General features: G+C 63.0%; 19 protein-coding genes. 14 read left to right on the top strand and 5 right to left on the bottom strand.

Going from position 1 to position 15554, the window contains the following annotated elements; all coding sequences use genetic code 11:
• Window positions 1–89: 89 nt before the first annotated feature.
• The 14 genes from lgt to PLAV_RS11400 all read left to right on the top strand — a co-directional run bounded on the left by lgt (window position 90) and on the right by PLAV_RS11400 (window position 11264).
• Complete coding sequence (gene lgt, locus PLAV_RS11465) at window positions 90–920, top strand: prolipoprotein diacylglyceryl transferase (RefSeq protein ID WP_012111182.1); 831 nt, start codon at window positions 90–92, stop codon at window positions 918–920.
• On the top strand, window positions 917–1987 hold the full coding sequence (locus PLAV_RS11460) for a class I SAM-dependent methyltransferase (protein ID WP_012111181.1): 1071 nt from the start codon (window positions 917–919) through the stop codon (window positions 1985–1987). The genes lgt and PLAV_RS11460 overlap by 4 nt, the downstream gene beginning before the upstream one ends.
• Before the next feature lie 11 nt (window positions 1988–1998).
• A complete protein-coding gene (pgeF, locus tag PLAV_RS11455) occupies window positions 1999–2766 on the top strand; it encodes a peptidoglycan editing factor PgeF (RefSeq protein WP_012111180.1) in 768 nt (255 codons plus the stop codon).
• 148 nt (window positions 2767–2914) lie between these two features.
• Window positions 2915–3871, top strand: coding sequence for a hypothetical protein (locus PLAV_RS11450; RefSeq protein ID WP_041535971.1), 957 nt, complete (start codon window positions 2915–2917; stop codon window positions 3869–3871).
• Window positions 3872–4017: 146 nt separating this feature from the next.
• Window positions 4018–4953, top strand: a complete 936-nt coding sequence (locus tag PLAV_RS11445; protein ID WP_012111178.1) for a ribose-phosphate pyrophosphokinase — start codon at window positions 4018–4020, stop codon at window positions 4951–4953.
• 150 nt (window positions 4954–5103) lie between these two features.
• On the top strand, window positions 5104–5754 hold the full coding sequence (locus PLAV_RS11440) for a 50S ribosomal protein L25/general stress protein Ctc (protein ID WP_012111177.1): 651 nt from the start codon (window positions 5104–5106) through the stop codon (window positions 5752–5754).
• Between the two features lie 26 nt (window positions 5755–5780).
• Window positions 5781–6398 (top strand): aminoacyl-tRNA hydrolase, encoded by a 618-nt coding sequence (pth, locus tag PLAV_RS11435; protein ID WP_012111176.1) that lies wholly within the window; start codon window positions 5781–5783, stop codon window positions 6396–6398.
• Between the two features lie 3 nt (window positions 6399–6401).
• Window positions 6402–7511 (top strand): redox-regulated ATPase YchF, encoded by a 1110-nt coding sequence (ychF, locus tag PLAV_RS11430; protein WP_012111175.1) that lies wholly within the window; start codon window positions 6402–6404, stop codon window positions 7509–7511.
• 232 nt (window positions 7512–7743) lie between these two features.
• Window positions 7744–8220, top strand: coding sequence for a MaoC family dehydratase (locus PLAV_RS11425; protein WP_012111174.1), 477 nt, complete (start codon window positions 7744–7746; stop codon window positions 8218–8220).
• Window positions 8220–8702, top strand: a complete 483-nt coding sequence (locus PLAV_RS11420; protein WP_012111173.1) for a MaoC family dehydratase — start codon at window positions 8220–8222, stop codon at window positions 8700–8702. The genes PLAV_RS11425 and PLAV_RS11420 overlap by 1 nt, the downstream gene beginning before the upstream one ends.
• Before the next feature lie 46 nt (window positions 8703–8748).
• On the top strand, window positions 8749–9438 hold the full coding sequence (locus PLAV_RS11415) for a dienelactone hydrolase family protein (protein WP_012111172.1): 690 nt from the start codon (window positions 8749–8751) through the stop codon (window positions 9436–9438).
• A gap of 240 nt (window positions 9439–9678) precedes the next feature.
• Window positions 9679–10116: a MarR family winged helix-turn-helix transcriptional regulator gene (locus PLAV_RS11410; RefSeq protein WP_012111171.1), complete on the top strand. Its 438-nt coding sequence runs from the start codon at window positions 9679–9681 to the stop codon at window positions 10114–10116.
• A 210-nt stretch (window positions 10117–10326) separates the two neighbouring features.
• On the top strand, window positions 10327–10749 hold the full coding sequence (locus tag PLAV_RS11405; RefSeq protein ID WP_012111170.1) for an organic hydroperoxide resistance protein: 423 nt from the start codon (window positions 10327–10329) through the stop codon (window positions 10747–10749).
• Between the two features lie 26 nt (window positions 10750–10775).
• Window positions 10776–11264 carry a glutathione peroxidase gene (locus PLAV_RS11400; RefSeq protein WP_012111168.1) on the top strand — a complete coding sequence of 163 codons (489 nt, stop codon included), beginning with the start codon at window positions 10776–10778 and terminating at the stop codon, window positions 11262–11264.
• 176 nt (window positions 11265–11440) lie between these two features.
• On the opposite strand, the gene PLAV_RS11395 is transcribed toward PLAV_RS11400, so the two are convergent.
• The 5 genes from PLAV_RS11395 to PLAV_RS20025 form a co-directional block, all read right to left on the bottom strand.
• Window positions 11441–12091, bottom strand: coding sequence for a class II aldolase/adducin family protein (locus PLAV_RS11395; protein WP_012111167.1), 651 nt, complete (start codon window positions 12089–12091; stop codon window positions 11441–11443).
• The gene (gene mtnA, locus PLAV_RS11390) at window positions 12088–13182 is read right to left on the bottom strand and encodes an S-methyl-5-thioribose-1-phosphate isomerase (protein WP_012111166.1); all 1095 of its coding nucleotides are present in this window, start codon (window positions 13180–13182) and stop codon (window positions 12088–12090) included. The genes PLAV_RS11395 and mtnA overlap by 4 nt, the downstream gene beginning before the upstream one ends.
• A gap of 22 nt (window positions 13183–13204) precedes the next feature.
• Window positions 13205–13732, bottom strand: a complete 528-nt coding sequence (locus PLAV_RS11385) for an adenine phosphoribosyltransferase (protein ID WP_012111165.1) — start codon at window positions 13730–13732, stop codon at window positions 13205–13207.
• Between the two features lie 9 nt (window positions 13733–13741).
• Complete coding sequence (locus tag PLAV_RS11380) at window positions 13742–14635, bottom strand: S-methyl-5'-thioadenosine phosphorylase (RefSeq protein WP_012111164.1); 894 nt, start codon at window positions 14633–14635, stop codon at window positions 13742–13744.
• 109 nt (window positions 14636–14744) lie between these two features.
• Window positions 14745–15545: a cytochrome c1 gene (locus tag PLAV_RS20025; protein ID WP_245545123.1), complete on the bottom strand. Its 801-nt coding sequence runs from the start codon at window positions 15543–15545 to the stop codon at window positions 14745–14747.
• Between the last annotated feature and the right edge of the window lie 9 nt (window positions 15546–15554).

The following is a 15554-nucleotide window of genomic DNA, read 5'->3' as shown; positions in this document are numbered from 1 at the left end:
TTTCTTGACAGGGCGGGCGCCGGGAGCAAACTAGCGCGCCATCGGCGAAGCGCGGCGCCTGATTGCCGCAGATTTCAGGCTGGAGCCACATGCCATTTCCCGACATCGATCCCGTCCTGATTCAAATCGGGCCCTTTGCAATCCGCTGGTACGCTCTCGCCTATATCGCGGGGCTCATTCTCGGCTGGCGCTATGTCGTGGCGCTCACGCAAACACCCCGCATCTGGCCGGGCGCTGCTCCCGTCACCAAACTGGATGTCGACGACGCGCTGCTGTGGGCGGCGCTCGGCGTCATTGTTGGCGGCCGTCTCGGCTATGTCCTGGTCTACAATCCCGCATACTTCGCCTCGCACCCGCTCGAGATTTTCTATGTATGGCAAGGCGGCATGAGCTTTCATGGCGGCGCTTTCGGTGTCCTGATCGCCATGATCTTCTTCGCGCGCTCGCGCGGCATCGCGCCGCTTGCGATGACGGACATGGTGAGCGCCGCGGCACCCATCGGCCTCCTCTTCGGCCGCCTCGCGAACTTCATCAACGCCGAGCTCTGGGGCCGCGTGACCGACGCACCATGGGGCGTGATCTTTCCAAACGGCGGGCCGCTCCCCCGCCACCCGAGCCAGCTCTATGAGGCGGCTCTTGAAGGCATTCTCCTTTTCTTCTTGCTGCGCCTTCTGACCCACCGCTTCGATGTGTTGAAAAAACCCGGTGTCGTGACCGGCCTCTTCGTCGCCGGCTACGGCGCCGCGCGCACGGTGGTGGAATTCTTCCGCGAACCCGATCAGCAAATTGGGTATCTGCTCGGCGGCTGGCTCACAATGGGAATGGTGCTTTCGATTCCGATGGTGATTGTGGGTGTGGGGCTCGCCTGGCATTTCTCCAACGCCAAGCCCGCGCCCGCCGTCGCCACGAAGCGGAAATGACCTCACCGCTCGCGCGCCAAATAGCCCGGCTGATCGAACAGACGGGCCCCATCCCGCTTTCTCAATATATGGCGCTCGCCCTCGGTCACCCCGAGCACGGCTACTACATGACCCGCGACCCTCTCGGCGCGCGGGGCGATTTCGTGACGGCGCCTGAAATCAGCCAGATGTTCGGCGAATTGGTCGGCCTGTGGCTTGCCGATCAATGGCTTGAACAGGGCTCACCGAAACCATTTGTTCTGGCCGAGCTCGGGCCTGGACGCGGCACACTTATGGCCGACGCCCTGCGCGCCATTGCTGCCGTGCCGCACATGGTGGAAGCGGCCTCGATACATCTGGTCGAAACGAGCCCGGTGTTGCGGAATGCCCAAAGCAAACGCATTCCGCAGGCGCATTGGCATGAGCATGTCGACGATTTGCCCGACCTCCCGCTCTTTCTCGTCGCCAATGAATTTTTCGATGCGCTGCCGGTGACGCAATATCAGCGAACGGAGCGCGGCTGGTGCGAACGGTTTGTCAGCATGGCGGAAGGACGTTTCGTTCCCGTGCTCGCACCGGTGCCGCTTGCGGACGACAGCGGCCTGCCCGCTGCCATGAAAGCAGCGCAGGAAGGCAGCATCGCCGAGGTTTCTCCCGCCTCCACTTCTATTACAGAAACGATTGCCCATCGCATTGCCCGGCGCGGCGGCGCGGCGCTCGTCATTGATTATGGCCATGTCTCAAGTGCTCCGGGCGACACGCTGCAGGCCTTGAGGGACCACAAGTTTGCAGATCCTTTCGAGGCTCCGGGTGAGGCCGACCTCACGGCACATGTCGACTTCGAAGCTCTCTCACACGCGGCGAGCGCCGCCGGAGCGGCCGCTCATGGAGCGGTGGAACAAGGCAGGTTTCTCATGGCATTGGGGATCGAGGCGCGTGCCGAAGCGTTGAGCAGAAACGCAACACCCGCCCAGCGGGAAGATATCGCTTCGGCCATGCAGCGGTTGACCGCAAGGGACGGGATGGGCAGCCTTTTCAAGGTACTGGGTATCACCCCGCGCGGCGCGCCTTCGCCCGCCGGCTTCTGACAGGAATTTGCATGCTGAAGGCGAAGCCTCTCGACGTACTTGCCCATATAAGGCACGGCTTCTTCACGCGTGAGGGCGGTGTGTCGAAAGGCATCTATGCCTCGCTCAATTGCGGCTATGGCTCAAACGACGACAAAGCGGCTGTTCGCGAGAACAGGGCCCGCATTGCGGCGAAGTTGAGCGTCGAGCCGGAAAAGCTGTTGACCGTCTATCAGGTGCACAGTGCCGACGTCATTGAAGTGACCGAACCCTGGACGCCCGAAACGGCGCCGCAAGCGGATGCCATGGTGACGGCAAGGCCGGGTATCGCCCTCGGCGTGCTCGCCGCCGATTGCGCGCCCGTCCTTTTCGCGGACAAGAACGCGCATGTCATCGGTGCCGCTCACGCGGGCTGGAAAGGCGCTTTTACCGGCGTGCTCGAGGCAACCATAGACGCGATGGTAAAGCTCGGGGCGGAGCGAAGCAGCATCTCGGCGGCAATCGGCCCCTGCATCTCGAAAGAGGCCTATGAAGTCGGGCCGGAATTTCGCGAACGCTTTCTGGATGCGAGCGGCGAAAATGGAAGATGGTTCGAACCATCCGAAAAGACCGGCCACTTCCTTTTCGATTTGCCGGGCTACGCCGGCGCCCGGCTTAAAGCGGCCGATATCGGCACAGTCTCGGTTCTCGGCAACTGCACCTACCAGGACAGTAAGCGGTTCTTTTCCTACCGCCGGGCAACGCACAGGCAGGAGCCGGATTATGGCCGCCAGTTGTCGGCTTTGATGCTGCGAAGCTGAGCCCCCGCCTTTTTGCCGAATCGCGCTAAACTGCGGCCCGCGCCCACCGGGGAGTGGCGCAGCGGAAAGATCGGCGGCGCGGATGGCGGCAGAGCCAGCCACAACCAAAATCGATAGCTGGAGACGGGCGGGCTCGCGCCGGTTGAAGATGGGTGCTGCCCTCGCGATCTTCGCCATGGCCGCCTGCGCGGACAATATCGCATCCGAAGAGACCACGAGAGACGTTCGCCTTGTGGAGGGGAATACAGCAAAATCCGCCCCGGTCTCGAAAGTGGCCATCTCCGCGCTGACAGGCGTACCGCCGACAGAGGCCAATCTTTTTTCCGAATTGCTGAAAGAAGAAATGGCGCGGACGAGCATTCCCCTTTCCGGCGAAGGCGGTCTTTCTTTCGACGTGACGGGAGCCATGGGCGCCGGCAAAAACCCCGACGGCACCTATATCGTTGCCGTCATCGACATCGGGGATGCGGGCGGGGCGCGGTTGCACCGCGTACTCAACGAAAAGACCATACCCGGCGGGAAGCCAAGCGAAGACCCGTGGAATGCCGTCGGCAACAACACCCTTCGCAGCTTCGCGGCGGCAACCGCGCAAAAAATCGCAAGCTGGTATTCGCAAGCCGCGGGACCGGGCGCGACAATAGCCAGCCGGCTCCCGGCAGAGAATGACAGCGTCATCACGGGCAGCATCGGAGAAGAGAAAGCCGAAGCCCGCCTGCCCTTCGATATCGCACTCGGACCGACGCCGGGCGACGGCAATGCCGCGCTGAGCGGCGCGCTGAATGGGGCCCTCTCCCGCCGGGTTCCAACGGCAAGCTGGGTCGATGCCCCGCGCTACCGGATCGAAGGCAGCGTCGTTACAGCCTCGCGGAACGACGGACGAACGGATGTATCCATACGCTGGCTGGTAAAATCCGCCGATGGCGAAATTCTGGGCGAAGTGCTTCAGCAAAATGCACTTGATGCCGAAAGGATCGCAGGCCGCTGGGGCGAAGTGGCGGAAATGGCGGCGGAAGCTGCGGCGGACGGCGTGCTGGCGGTTCTGGGAAGAACGGACACATCCATGGCTGCCAATTCGCAAGACCGGGCGCCGCGCCGGGACGGTTAATTTTGGGCGGTGAGTTGCGTGTTTACAGGGGGTGGACCCCTTGTTACAACGCGCTCGCGCCGTCACCGGAACGTCATGTCCGGCGGCGATTTCTGGTTGGGGAACATGGCGCCTTCGGCGCATGAAGCGATGGCAGGGGTGTCGGAATGAAACTGGTCGCGGGTAATTCCAACAGGGCACTCGCCGAAGCCATCGCCGCATACCTCAATCTCCCGCTTACGAAATCGGTCGTCCGCCGCTTCGCGGACATGGAGGTCTTCGTCGAAATTCAGGAAAACGTCCGCGGCGAGGACGTCTTCGTGATCCAGTCGACCTCCTACCCGGCCAACGACCACCTGATGGAAACGCTCATCATCATGGATGCGCTGAGGCGCGCTTCGGCGCGGCGCATCACGGCCGTGATCCCCTATTTCGGCTATGCGCGGCAGGACCGAAAGCCCGGCGCCCGCACGCCCATTTCGGCAAAGCTCGTCGCCAACCTGGTCGTAACGGCAGGCGCCGACCGCGTGCTGACGCTTGATCTTCATGCCGGCCAGATCCAGGGCTTCTTCGACATTCCGACGGATAATCTGTTCGCGGCGCCGGTCCTCACGCGCGACATCGAACAGCATTACAAGACGAGCAACGGCGTCATGGTCGTCTCGCCCGACGTCGGCGGCGTGGTCCGCGCGCGTGCCATTGCGAAACGCATCGGCGCCGACCTCGCCATCGTCGACAAGCGCCGCGAACGCGCGGGCGAGTCCGAGGTCATGAACATCATCGGCGACGTGAAGGGCCGCTCCTGCATTCTCGTCGACGACATCGTCGACAGCGCGGGAACCCTCTGCAACGCCGCCGAAGCACTGCTGAAAGAGGGCGCGACCGAAGTCTCCGCCTATGTGACGCATGGCGTTCTCTCCGGCGGCGCGGTCGCCCGCGTCTCCGCCTCGCAGCTCAAGGAACTCGTCATCACGGATTCGATCCAGGCGACGGAAGCCGTCCGCGTCAGCCACAATATAAGGGTCGTCTCCATCGCCCCGCTGATCGGCGAGGCCATGCGCCGGACCGCCGAGGAACGCTCGGTTTCGAGCCTTTTCGACTGACGGGCTCCCACCCGCCTTCTCCTTCTTGCAGTTGAGTTTTCGGGTGTTCGGCGCTATAAGGCCCGCAATCCCGCACTTCCACACCCCTGGAGGAGACTTGCGGGTTTTCACGCGGGCCGCTAAGGCCCCGTTTTTATTGGAGAATTTGTCATGGCCGAGACCCAGACGCTCAAGGCCGAGGCGCGCGAAAAAGGCAGCAAGGGGGCTGTCCGTTCGCTCCGCCGCGCAGGCCGCGTCCCCGCCGTTATCTATGGCGACAAGCAGTCGCCCGAACTGATCGCCGTCAGCTACAAGGACGTTTCCGCGCTCTACCAGACCGGCACCTTCATGAGCCATGTGCTCGATGTCGAGATCGGCGGCAAGACCGAGCGCGTCATTCCGCGCGACGTGCAGTTCGAACCTGTGCGCGACTTCATCATCCATGTCGACTTCCTGCGCCTTGGCAAGAACGCGACGGTCACCGTCGACGTGCCTGTGCACTTCCACAATCATGAAGCCTCGCCCGGCATCAAGGCCGGCGGTGTGTTGAACATCGTGCGCCATGAAGTCGAACTCGTCTGCCCGGCGGACGCGATCCCCGAGCAGCTCGATATCGACCTCACCGGCTTCGAGATGGGTTCCTCGATCCACATCTCGGCCGTGAAGCTGCCCGCGAAGGTTTCGCCGACCATCACCGACCGCGACTTCACCATCGCGACGATCGCGGCCCCTGCCGCTGTCGTCTCGGCGGACAATGAAGCCAAGACCGAGGAAGCGGGCGAAGACAAGTCCGAGGAGAAGTCTTCCGGCAAGGAAGACTGATCCAGCGCGCCTGAAAGGAGCCGGCGATGATCCTGCTCGTCGGTCTCGGAAATCCAGGCGAGAAGTACGCACGGAACCGGCACAATATCGGATTCATGGCGGCGGACGGCATCGTTCGCCGCCATTCCTTTTCGCCGCCGCGCGCACGCTTTCAGGGCATCGTTTCGGAAGGCACGCTGGACGGCGAAAAGGTCATCGTCCTGAAGCCGACCACCTACATGAACGAAAGCGGACGCGCCGTCGGCGAAGCGATGCGCTTCTACAAGCTGACACCGGCGGACGTGGTCGTCTTCTATGACGAACTCGACCTCGAACCCGGCAAGGTCCGCATGAAGACCGGCGGCGGCGCGGCAGGCCATAACGGCATTCGCTCCATCGCCGCCCATATCGGCCCGGAGTTCCGCCGTGTACGGATCGGCATCGGCCATCCGGGCGCCAAGGACCGCGTGCTCGGCTATGTGCTTGGCGATTTCTCGAAGGCCGAAACCGCCGACTGGGTGGAGACGCTGATCGAGGCGATTGCCGATGCGGCGCCGCTGCTCGCGACGGGCAAGGACGCGACATTCGCGAACAAGGTGCATCTCGCGCTCAACCCCGAGCCCGAGAAGAAGCCGAAAACAAAAGAGAAAGACGGAGACGAGTAGGTCATGGGATTCAAGTGCGGCATCGTCGGTCTGCCCAATGTCGGCAAGTCCACCCTCTTCAACGCGCTGACGCAGACGGCGAGCGCGCAGGCCGCGAACTATCCCTTCTGCACCATCGAGCCGAATGTCGGCGAAGTGGCGGTGCCGGATCCGCGGCTCGAAAAGCTGGCATCCGTTGCAAAGAGCAAGGAAATCATTCCGACGCGCCTTACCTTCGTCGACATCGCAGGCCTTGTAAAAGGCGCATCGAAAGGCGAAGGGCTCGGCAACCAGTTCCTCGCCACGATCCGCGAAGTGGACGCGGTGGCCTATGTGCTGCGCTGCTTCGTCGATGACGACATCACGCATGTCGAGAACCGCATCGACCCGCTTTCCGATGCCGAAATCGTCGAGACGGAACTGATGCTCGCCGATCTCGACAGCCTCGAAAAGCGCGTCGTCGCGAACGAGAAGAAGGCAAAGGGCGGCGACAAGGAAGCGAAGCTGCAGGTAGAGATGATGAATATCGCGCTCACCTATCTGCGCGACGGCAAGCCCGCCCGCCTTGCAACGGCGGAGAAGAAAATCTCCGATGACGACATGAAGGCATGGGAAGGATTGAACCTCCTCACCTCGAAGCCGGTCCTCTATGTCTGCAACGTGGAGGAAGCCTCCGCCGCGACGGGCAACGACTATTCGAAGCGCGTGGAAGAAAAGGCGAAAGCGGAAGGCTCGCAATCCGTCGTCATATCCGCCCGCATCGAGGAGGAAGTGGCGCAGCTTCCAGCCGAAGACCGCACCGAATATCTGGAAACACTGGGACTGACGGAGCCCGGCCTGTCGCGCCTCATCCGCGTCGGCTATGCGCTGCTCGACCTCATCACCTATTTCACGGTGGGACCGAAGGAGACGCGCGCATGGACGATTACGCGAGGCACGCGCGCGCCCGCGGCTGCCGGTGTCATCCACACGGACTTTGAAAAAGGTTTCATCCGTGCCGAGACGATTGCCTATGACGACTATATTGCGCTGAATGGCGAACAAGGGGCGAAGGACGCAGGCAAGATGCGTCTCGAGGGCAAGGAATATGTGGTTCAGGACGGCGATGTGATGCATTTCCGCTTCGCGAACTAGAGGACGAAGACGGCATTTCGACACGCGCCTGAAGGGCGAGGACAAGATTTTTCGAGGGCCTGAAACGGGGATAAGCACCGTGACTGTCATCGAACTGTTACAAGACCGTCACAAATGACAAATCTCCCGCCGGAGAGATTTGTTATCCCCGGTTTCGAGGAAAATGGCGGACCGCTTTTTCGAGTCGAAAACAGGTAATCCCCGCCTTCCTACCGCCCGCGACGGAGGATAAATGCAGTCCAAGACTCCAAAATATTTCTGGGAAGATTTCCCCGTCGGTGAAACCGTCGAATTCGGCGAGAAGCACGTAACGAAGGAAGAGATACTCGAATTCGCCAGCGAGTTCGACCCGCAGCCCTTCCATCTCGACGAGGAAGCGGCGAAGCAGTCGATCCTTGGCGGGCTCTGCGCAAGCGGCTGGCATTCCTGTGCGATGATGATGCGGATGATGTGTGACGGATACATCCTCGAAAGCGCCTCTATGGGCGCGCCGGGCGTGGACGAAGTGCGGTGGAAGAAGCCGGTCTATGTCGACGATGTGCTCCGTGTACGGCGGACCTGCGTCGAGGCCCGTGCCTCGAAGAGCCGCCCGGAGATGGGCCTCACGAAATTCCGCATCGAGATGCTGAACCAGAAGGACGAGGTGGTGCTGACCTCGATCGGCTGGGCGATGTATGGCCGCCGCCATCCGGCTGGGGAGGCAAACTGATGCCCTGGTTCGAGGATATTGAAGTCGGCACGCGGACGGAACTCGGCACCTATACCTTCACCGAGGAGGAGATCGTCGCCTTCGCGAGGAAATACGATCCTCAGGTTTTCCATACCGATCCGGAAGCCGCCAAGGCAGGCCCCTTCGGCGGGCTCGTCGCGAGCGGCTGGCACACGACGGCGACATGGATGAAGATGATGATCCGCGCGCGGACGGGACGCGAGGAACCGGCGGATGCCGACGGCCGCAAGCCGCCGGCGGGCGGCCCCTCCCCCGGGTTCCTCGATCTCAAATGGCCGACGCCCGTGCGCCCCGGCGACCGCATCAGCTATTCCTCGACGGTGAGCGAGAAGCTGGACATGCGGTCGCGGCCGGACTGGGGCATCGTCAGAAGCCACAATGTGGGCGTGAACCAGAACGGCGAGACGGTGCTGACATTCACCGGACAGGGACTGGTGCAGCGCCGCAATCCCGCCAAATGAATTTGCGAACAGAAACGACCGAAACCGAAATAGGGAGAGACAGGCCATGGCGCACAAGGGCAAGACGATCACGCTGAAGAGCGGCGACGGAGCGGACATCCTCTGCTACCACGTGAAGGCGGAGGGCACGCGCCCGAACGGCAAGAAGGCTGGACTCGTTCTCATCATGGAAATCTTCGGCGTCACCGATCACATCAAGGATCTCTGCGACGAATATGCCGCGCGCGGCTATGACGTGCTGGCGCCGCAGCTCTATGACCGGCACGTGAAGGACTTCCAGGCGACCTACGAGCAGGCGGATATCCAGAAGTCGCTCGAACTGCGCGCAAAGAACCCTTACGAGAACACGGTGCTCGACGCGCAGATGTGCATCGACAAGCTGCGCGCCGATGGCTGCGAGAAGGTCTTCATCACCGGCTATTGCTATGGCGGCACGGTGAGCTGGGTGGCGGCCTGCCGCGCGAGCGGCCTCGACGCCGCGTCCTGCTATTACGGCGGCGCAATCAAGGACTTCATCGGCGAGACCCCGAAATGTCCGACGATCTGCCATTTCGGCGAGAAGGACCACGGCATCCCGATGGAAGACGTGCGCCGCATCGACGCCGCGCATCCCGAAGTGAAGGTCTATGTCTACGACGCCGACCACGGCTTCAATTCGGACCGCCGCAACAATTACGACAAGGCATCGGCGGAACTGGCGCTGGAACGGACGCTGGCGCTGTTCGACGGAGCGTGAGAGAGCCTATCCTCCAATGTCATCCCGGCGAAAGCCGGGATTCATGGGCCTGTCTGCGGTTTTCATCCAACGCCTTTATGCCGGGCCGATGCCCATGGGCCCCGGCTTTCGCCGGGGTGACACTTTTGTTTGGGGCGATGCTTCCTGTCCCGCACTCGCTGCTCCTCTCCTACTGCACAATTCCATTGCGTCATCGCTAATCGCGCCCATATTGGGGGAATGTGACGCAAGGAACACCCGATGGCCAAGTCCGACAATCCCCTTCTCCTCGAGAACCAGCTCTGCTTTGCGCTTTATTCCTCGTCGCTGCTGATGACGAAGCTCTACAAGCCGCTGCTGGCGGAAATCGGGCTGACCTATCCGCAATATCTCGCCATGCTGGCCTTGTGGGAGGAGGACGGCGTGACTGTGGGCGCGCTGGGGGAGCGGCTTTATCTCGATTCCGGCACGCTGACGCCGCTGCTGAAGCGGCTGGAGACGGCGGGGCTTTTGAGCCGGGAGCGGAACGAAGCGGATGAGCGCCAGGTGCTGGTGCGGCTTACCGGTGCCGGCAGGGCGCTGAAGCGGCAGGCGGCGGGCATCCCGAAAAAGGTTGCGGTTGCGGCGGGAATGCCTCTCGCCGAGATCGTCAACCTGCGGAAAAGACTGACAAATTTGCGCGATACGCTGGCGGAGTGAGGGCACCGCCCGTTTCAGGCGGCCATCCACGCCCTTGTCTCAATCGAAAAAGACGGACGATCCGCACAAGCCGGGCCATGCCGAAAATGATATTTCCTCAAGGGCGTCCCGGGCCACTCACAGACACGTGAATATAATTAGATTGTGTACAATCTAATTGCTTCCTATATGATGGTCGTAACGGACATTCCTTATCGAAGGAGCATTCTCATGAACATTCTCTATAAAGCGCGCGCGAGCTCTTCCGGCGGCCGCACAGGCGAAGCCAAAACGGATGACGGCAGGCTCGACGTGAAACTCGACACCGTGAAGGAATTCGGCGGCGCGGGCGGACCGGGCACCAACCCCGAGCAGCTTTTCGCGGCCGGCTATGCCGCCTGCTTCCACTCGGCGCTGAAATTCGTCGCCGGGCAGAAGAAGGTGAAGGTACCGGCGGATTCGGCCGTGACGGCGGAAGTCGGCATCGGGCCGCATCCGAAGGGCAAGGGCTTCGCGCTCGACATCGACCTCATTGTGTCGCTGCCCGGCCTCGACCGAGCGGAGGCGCAAGCCCTCGTTGCCGAGGCGCATGAAGTGTGCCCCTATTCCAATGCGACGCGCGGCAATGTCGACGTGCGGCTGAGCATCGCGTGAACAGAAAGCAAGGCAGGAGCCGACCCATGACCGGGAAAACCGCTTACGATTTCGATTTCCTGAGCCTGAAGGGAAAGCCCCTGCCGCTCGCCGACTTCGCGGGCCACCCGCTGCTGATCGTCAACACCGCTTCGAAATGCGGCTTCACGCGGCAATACAAGGAGCTGGAGGCGCTCTGGCAGAAATATCGCGACGACGGGCTCGTCGTTCTCGGCGTGCCCTCCAACGATTTCGCGAACCAGGAGCCGGGCGGCGCCGCCGAGATCGCGAGTTTCTGCGAAACCAATTTCGGCGTCGACTTTCCGCTCACCGAAAAGGTGGCCGTGAAAGGCCGGGCCGCGCATCCGCTGTTCCAGTGGCTGGCGCGCGAGGGCGGCTTTCTCTCGCGGCCGCGCTGGAACTTCTACAAATATGTGATCGGCAAGGACGGCAAGCTCGTCGACTGGTTCGCCAGCACCACGACGCCGGGCTCGGCGAAGGTCGAGCGCGCGATCGAGAAGGCGGTGCGGGGGTAGCTTTCCTCTTTTACGTCACCCCCGGGCTTGACCCGGGGGTCCAGGGTGAGGAACGAAGCACGGCTCCATCCATTGCTGACGCTGAAGAGTCCTTGCGAGAGAGACGCCGCTTCGCGGCTACTGGATTGCCGGGTCAAGCCCGGCAATGACAATGAGGGAAGGTTGAGGCCGCGCCCCTACCCGCGCCTGCCGTAATTCCTGAACTTCTCGACATTCACTGCCATCTCTTCGTCGGAGAGCAGGTCCGGTTCGCCGATTTGCAAGGCGCGCCAGTATTGCGCGGCGAGCGTTTCGACTTCATGGGCGAGGTGGAGGGCGGCTTCGACGGTTTCGCCGATGGCGATCTGGCCGTGATGGGCGAGGAGGCATGCCTTGCGGTCCGCGAGGGCGGCGACGGCATGGGCGGCCAGGTCCGCCGTGCCGAAGGTGGCGTAGGGCGCGCAGCGGATGTCGCGCCCGCCGGCGACGGCCACCATGTAGTGGAAGGCGGGGATGGGCCGCTTCATCACGGCGAGCACGGTGGCGAAATCGGAATGGGCATGGACGATGCCGCCTGCCTCCGGCCGGGCCTTGTAGATCGCGCAATGCATCTGCCATTCGCTCGACGGCGGAAAGGGGCCGGAGAGGATGCGCCCGTCCAGCGCGATTTCGGAAAGATCGTCCGGGATGAGATCGGTATAGGCGATGCCCGATGGCGTGATGAAGATGCTGTCCCCTGCCCGTGCCGAAACATTGCCGGACATTTGCGGCGAGAGGCCGGTGGCGGCGAGGTCGAGCGCCGCATCGACGACGCGCTGGCGGAGCCATGCCTCGTCTGTCGCGGTCATCCCTTTCGCTCCGGGTAAAGCGAGGTGAGGCCCTCGCGGCTGGCGGAACAGACGCCGCGCTCCGTGATGAGGCCGGTGACATATCGCGCGGGCGTGACGTCGAAGCCGTAATTCAGCGCGCCGCTGCCGGGGGCAGAAATCTCCACCGTGACGATCTCGCCATTATCGGCACGGCCCGTCATATGCGTGACCTCGCGAGAGCTGCGCTCCTCGATCGGGATCTGCGCGACGCCGTCCGTCAGCGTCCAGTCGATGGTCGTGTGCGGCAGAGCGACATAGAAGGGAACGTCGTTCGCATCCGCCGCCAGCGCCTTGAGATAGGTGCCGATCTTGTTCGCGACATCGCCCGTCGCCGTGGTGCGGTCGGTGCCGACGATGCACATATCGACAAGCCCATGCTGCATGAGATGGCCGCCGGCATTGTCCGGCACGATCGTATGCGCGACGCCGTGGCGGCCGAGTTCGAAGGCGGTGAGCGAGGCGCCCTGGTTGCGCGGGCGCGTCTCGTCGACCCAGACGTGGACGGGGATGCCCGCATCATGCGCCATGTAGATCGGCGCAAGCGCGGTGCCCCAATCGACGCAGGCGAGCCAGCCGGCATTGCAATGGGTGAGCACGTTGACGGTCTGGCCGGGCTTCGCCTCCGCAACGCCGCGAATGAGACGGAGGCCGTTTTCGCCGATCCGGCGGCAGGTCTCGACATCTTCGTCGCAAAGCCGCGCCGCCTCCGCATAGGCCGCCTCGGCGCGCGCATTGTGGCCGACCTTGCCGACGGCATCGCGCATCGCATCGAGCGAGTATTTGAGATTGACGGCGGTGGGACGCGTTGCGGCCAGCATGTCATAGGCGCGGGCAAGCGCCTCGTCCGACGGGTCTTCGCGGAGCGCGAGGCAGAGGCCGTAGGCCGCGGTGGCGCCGATGAGAGGCGCGCCGCGCACGGCCATGTCCTTGATGGCGCGGGCGGCATCGTCTGCCGTCTGCAGGCGGATGATGGTGAACTCGTGCGGCAGCCTCGTCTGGTCGATAATCTCGACCGACCAGCCATCATCGGCGACCCAGATGGTGCGATAGTGAATGCCGTCGATTTTCATATCGCCTCCTTGGCGCGGGGCTTCAATGTCCCTCGAAGGAACAGAGCGAGAGCACCTCGATGTCGAGCGCTTCGAGGCGGGCGCGGCCGCCAAGCTCCGGCAGTTCGATGACGAAGCTCGAGGCGAGGACATTGCCGCCCGCCCGCGCGATGAGCTTCACGGCGGCTTCCGCCGTGCCGCCGGTGGCGATCAGATCGTCGATCAGCAGCACGCGCTGATCCGGCTTCACGGCGTCGGTGTGGATCTCGACCATGTCGGTGCCATATTCGAGATCGTATTCCTGGCCGATGGTGGTGAAGGGCAGCTTGCCCTTCTTGCGGACGGGAATGAAGCCGAGACCGAGCTGATGCGCGACGGCGCCGCCGAGAATGAAGCCGCGCGCCTCGATGCCGGCCACGACATCGAACTTCGCGCCCTTGTGCAGCGACACCAGCGCATCGACCGCGCCGCGAAACCCTTCGGGGTCGGAGAGCAGCGTGGTGATGTCACGGAAAAGGATGCCCGGCTTCGGATAATCCGGGATGGTGCGGATGAAGTCTTTCACGTCCATGGGTCTCCGTTACGCCTGATTGAGGACACGGCCGGCGACGGCATCGAGCTTTTTCACAAGCGCCGGATCGCGCTTCGCGGGCGATGTGATGAGCGCCGTGTCGAGCACGCGGTCGAGACCCTGCGGAGAGGGCTCGCGCTCCGGGCCGAAACTTGTCGCCACCGCGCGGATGACGGCGCGGGCATGGCCGGCATTTTCTTCCAGCACGCGGATCACGTCCGAGACTTCGACATGCGCATGCGTGGGATGCCAGCAATCGTAATCCGTGACCATCGCGACCGTCGCGTAGCAGATCTCCGCCTCGCGGGCGAGCTTCGCCTCCGGCATGTTGGTCATGCCGATGACCGAACAGCCCCAGGAGCGGTAGAGATTGCTTTCGGCGAGCGTCGAGAATTGCGGGCCTTCCATGACCATGTAGGTGCCGCCGCGCGTATAGGCGATATTGTTGTCCTGGCAGGCGGCCTCGATATGGTCGCCGAGGCGCGGGCAGACGGGGTTTGCCATCGAGACATGGGCGACGAAGCCCTCGCCGAAGAAGCTTTTCTCGCGCGCGAAAGTGCGGTCGATGAACTGGTCGACAATGACGAAATGGCCGGGCGGCAGCTCTTCCTTGAGCGAGCCGACGGCGGAGACGGAGATGATGTCGGTGACGCCGGCGCGCTTCATGGCGTCGATATTGGCGCGGTAATTGATGCTCGACGGCGAATGCGGATGGCCGCGGCCGTGGCGCGGCAGGAAGACCATCTGCACGGTCTTGCCGTCGCCAAGCGGCAGCTCGCCGAAATGCAGCTCGTCCGACGGCTCGCCCCAGGGTGTCTCCACGCGCTCCCAGCGCTCGTTTCTGAGCCCCGGAAACTCATAGACCCCGCTGCCGCCGATTACGCCGAGAACTGTCTTCGTCATGCCTTGTCCTTCTTGCAGAAATCCGCGCGACATTAACAAACCACGGCGACGGCGCCATGAAAAAGGGCCTCCGAAGAGGCCCTTTTCCGTCTGTTCAGTCCCGAACCGCTCAGTGGGCGTCGGCCCAGACCTTGCGCATCGTGAAATAGAGGATGCCGGTCAGCGCGACGAGATAGAGCAGCACCTGGAAACCCATGCGGTGGCGCTGCTCGAGTTTCGGCTCGGCTGTCCACATCATGAAATGGGTCACATCCTTCGCCATCTGGTCGACCGTATTCGGCGTCCCGTCTTCATAGTCGACCTGCCCGTCCGACAAGGGCGGCGGCATGGCGATCTGATGGCCGGGGAAATAGAGGTTGTAGGAGCCGGTGGTGAGTTCGAAACCCTCCGGTGCTTCCTCGTAGCCCATCAGCAGCGAATAGACATAGTCCGGTCCGCCGGGGCGCGCCTTGGTCATCAGCGAGAGATCAGGCGCGGCGGCGCCGAGCGCGGCGGCGGAGGCCTCCGGGTTCGGATAGGGCGACGGGAAGGCGTCCTTCGGCTCGCCCGGACGCTCATACATGTCGCCGGCGGAGTCCGGACCGTCCACAACGGTGATCTCCGCGGCAAGCGCCTTGACCTGGCCTTCCGAAAATTCCGGCCCGCCCGGCTCGGCGAGATTGCGGAACTTCACATATTCCATCGAGTGGCAGACGGCGCAGACTTCCTTGTAGACCTTGTAGCCACGGCGCAGCGCGTCGCGGTCATAAGTGCCGAACATGCCTTCGAACGACCAGTCGACATGGATCGGCTCGACTTCGCCTTCGGCAGCCTGAACGGAAGGGGCCGCGAAGCTGAACCCGATGGCGGCGACCGCCGCCAGCGAGACGAGCCGGGCCTTGCGCGAGATATTCATCATCTTGGTTTTCACTTTCGCGTT

The organism is Parvibaculum lavamentivorans DS-1 (assembly GCF_000017565.1).
GTDB classification, from domain to species: domain Bacteria; phylum Pseudomonadota; class Alphaproteobacteria; order Parvibaculales; family Parvibaculaceae; genus Parvibaculum; species Parvibaculum lavamentivorans.
Note: the sequence above shows the minus strand (reverse complement) of the source record. Positions and strands in the feature narration are given on the sequence as shown.

Excerpts from the sequence above, each read along its gene's own strand:
- lgt (WP_012111182.1), top strand. The coding sequence starts at position 90 with ATGCCATTTCCCGACATCGATCCCGTCCTGATTCAAATCGGGCCCTTT.
- PLAV_RS11460 (WP_012111181.1), top strand. The coding sequence starts at position 917 with ATGACCTCACCGCTCGCGCGCCAAATAGCCCGGCTGATCGAACAGACG.
- pgeF (WP_012111180.1), top strand. The coding sequence starts at position 1,999 with ATGCTGAAGGCGAAGCCTCTCGACGTACTTGCCCATATAAGGCACGGC.
- PLAV_RS11450 (WP_041535971.1), top strand. The coding sequence starts at position 2,915 with ATGGGTGCTGCCCTCGCGATCTTCGCCATGGCCGCCTGCGCGGACAAT.
- PLAV_RS11445 (WP_012111178.1), top strand. The coding sequence starts at position 4,018 with ATGAAACTGGTCGCGGGTAATTCCAACAGGGCACTCGCCGAAGCCATC.
- PLAV_RS11440 (WP_012111177.1), top strand. The coding sequence starts at position 5,104 with ATGGCCGAGACCCAGACGCTCAAGGCCGAGGCGCGCGAAAAAGGCAGC.
- pth (WP_012111176.1), top strand. The coding sequence starts at position 5,781 with ATGATCCTGCTCGTCGGTCTCGGAAATCCAGGCGAGAAGTACGCACGG.
- ychF (WP_012111175.1), top strand. The coding sequence starts at position 6,402 with ATGGGATTCAAGTGCGGCATCGTCGGTCTGCCCAATGTCGGCAAGTCC.
- PLAV_RS11425 (WP_012111174.1), top strand. The coding sequence starts at position 7,744 with ATGCAGTCCAAGACTCCAAAATATTTCTGGGAAGATTTCCCCGTCGGT.
- PLAV_RS11420 (WP_012111173.1), top strand. The coding sequence starts at position 8,220 with ATGCCCTGGTTCGAGGATATTGAAGTCGGCACGCGGACGGAACTCGGC.
- PLAV_RS11415 (WP_012111172.1), top strand. The coding sequence starts at position 8,749 with ATGGCGCACAAGGGCAAGACGATCACGCTGAAGAGCGGCGACGGAGCG.
- PLAV_RS11410 (WP_012111171.1), top strand. The coding sequence starts at position 9,679 with ATGGCCAAGTCCGACAATCCCCTTCTCCTCGAGAACCAGCTCTGCTTT.
- PLAV_RS11405 (WP_012111170.1), top strand. The coding sequence starts at position 10,327 with ATGAACATTCTCTATAAAGCGCGCGCGAGCTCTTCCGGCGGCCGCACA.
- PLAV_RS11400 (WP_012111168.1), top strand. The coding sequence starts at position 10,776 with ATGACCGGGAAAACCGCTTACGATTTCGATTTCCTGAGCCTGAAGGGA.
- PLAV_RS11395 (WP_012111167.1), bottom strand. The coding sequence starts at position 12,091 with ATGACCGCGACAGACGAGGCATGGCTCCGCCAGCGCGTCGTCGATGCG.
- mtnA (WP_012111166.1), bottom strand. The coding sequence starts at position 13,182 with ATGAAAATCGACGGCATTCACTATCGCACCATCTGGGTCGCCGATGAT.
- PLAV_RS11385 (WP_012111165.1), bottom strand. The coding sequence starts at position 13,732 with ATGGACGTGAAAGACTTCATCCGCACCATCCCGGATTATCCGAAGCCG.
- PLAV_RS11380 (WP_012111164.1), bottom strand. The coding sequence starts at position 14,635 with ATGACGAAGACAGTTCTCGGCGTAATCGGCGGCAGCGGGGTCTATGAG.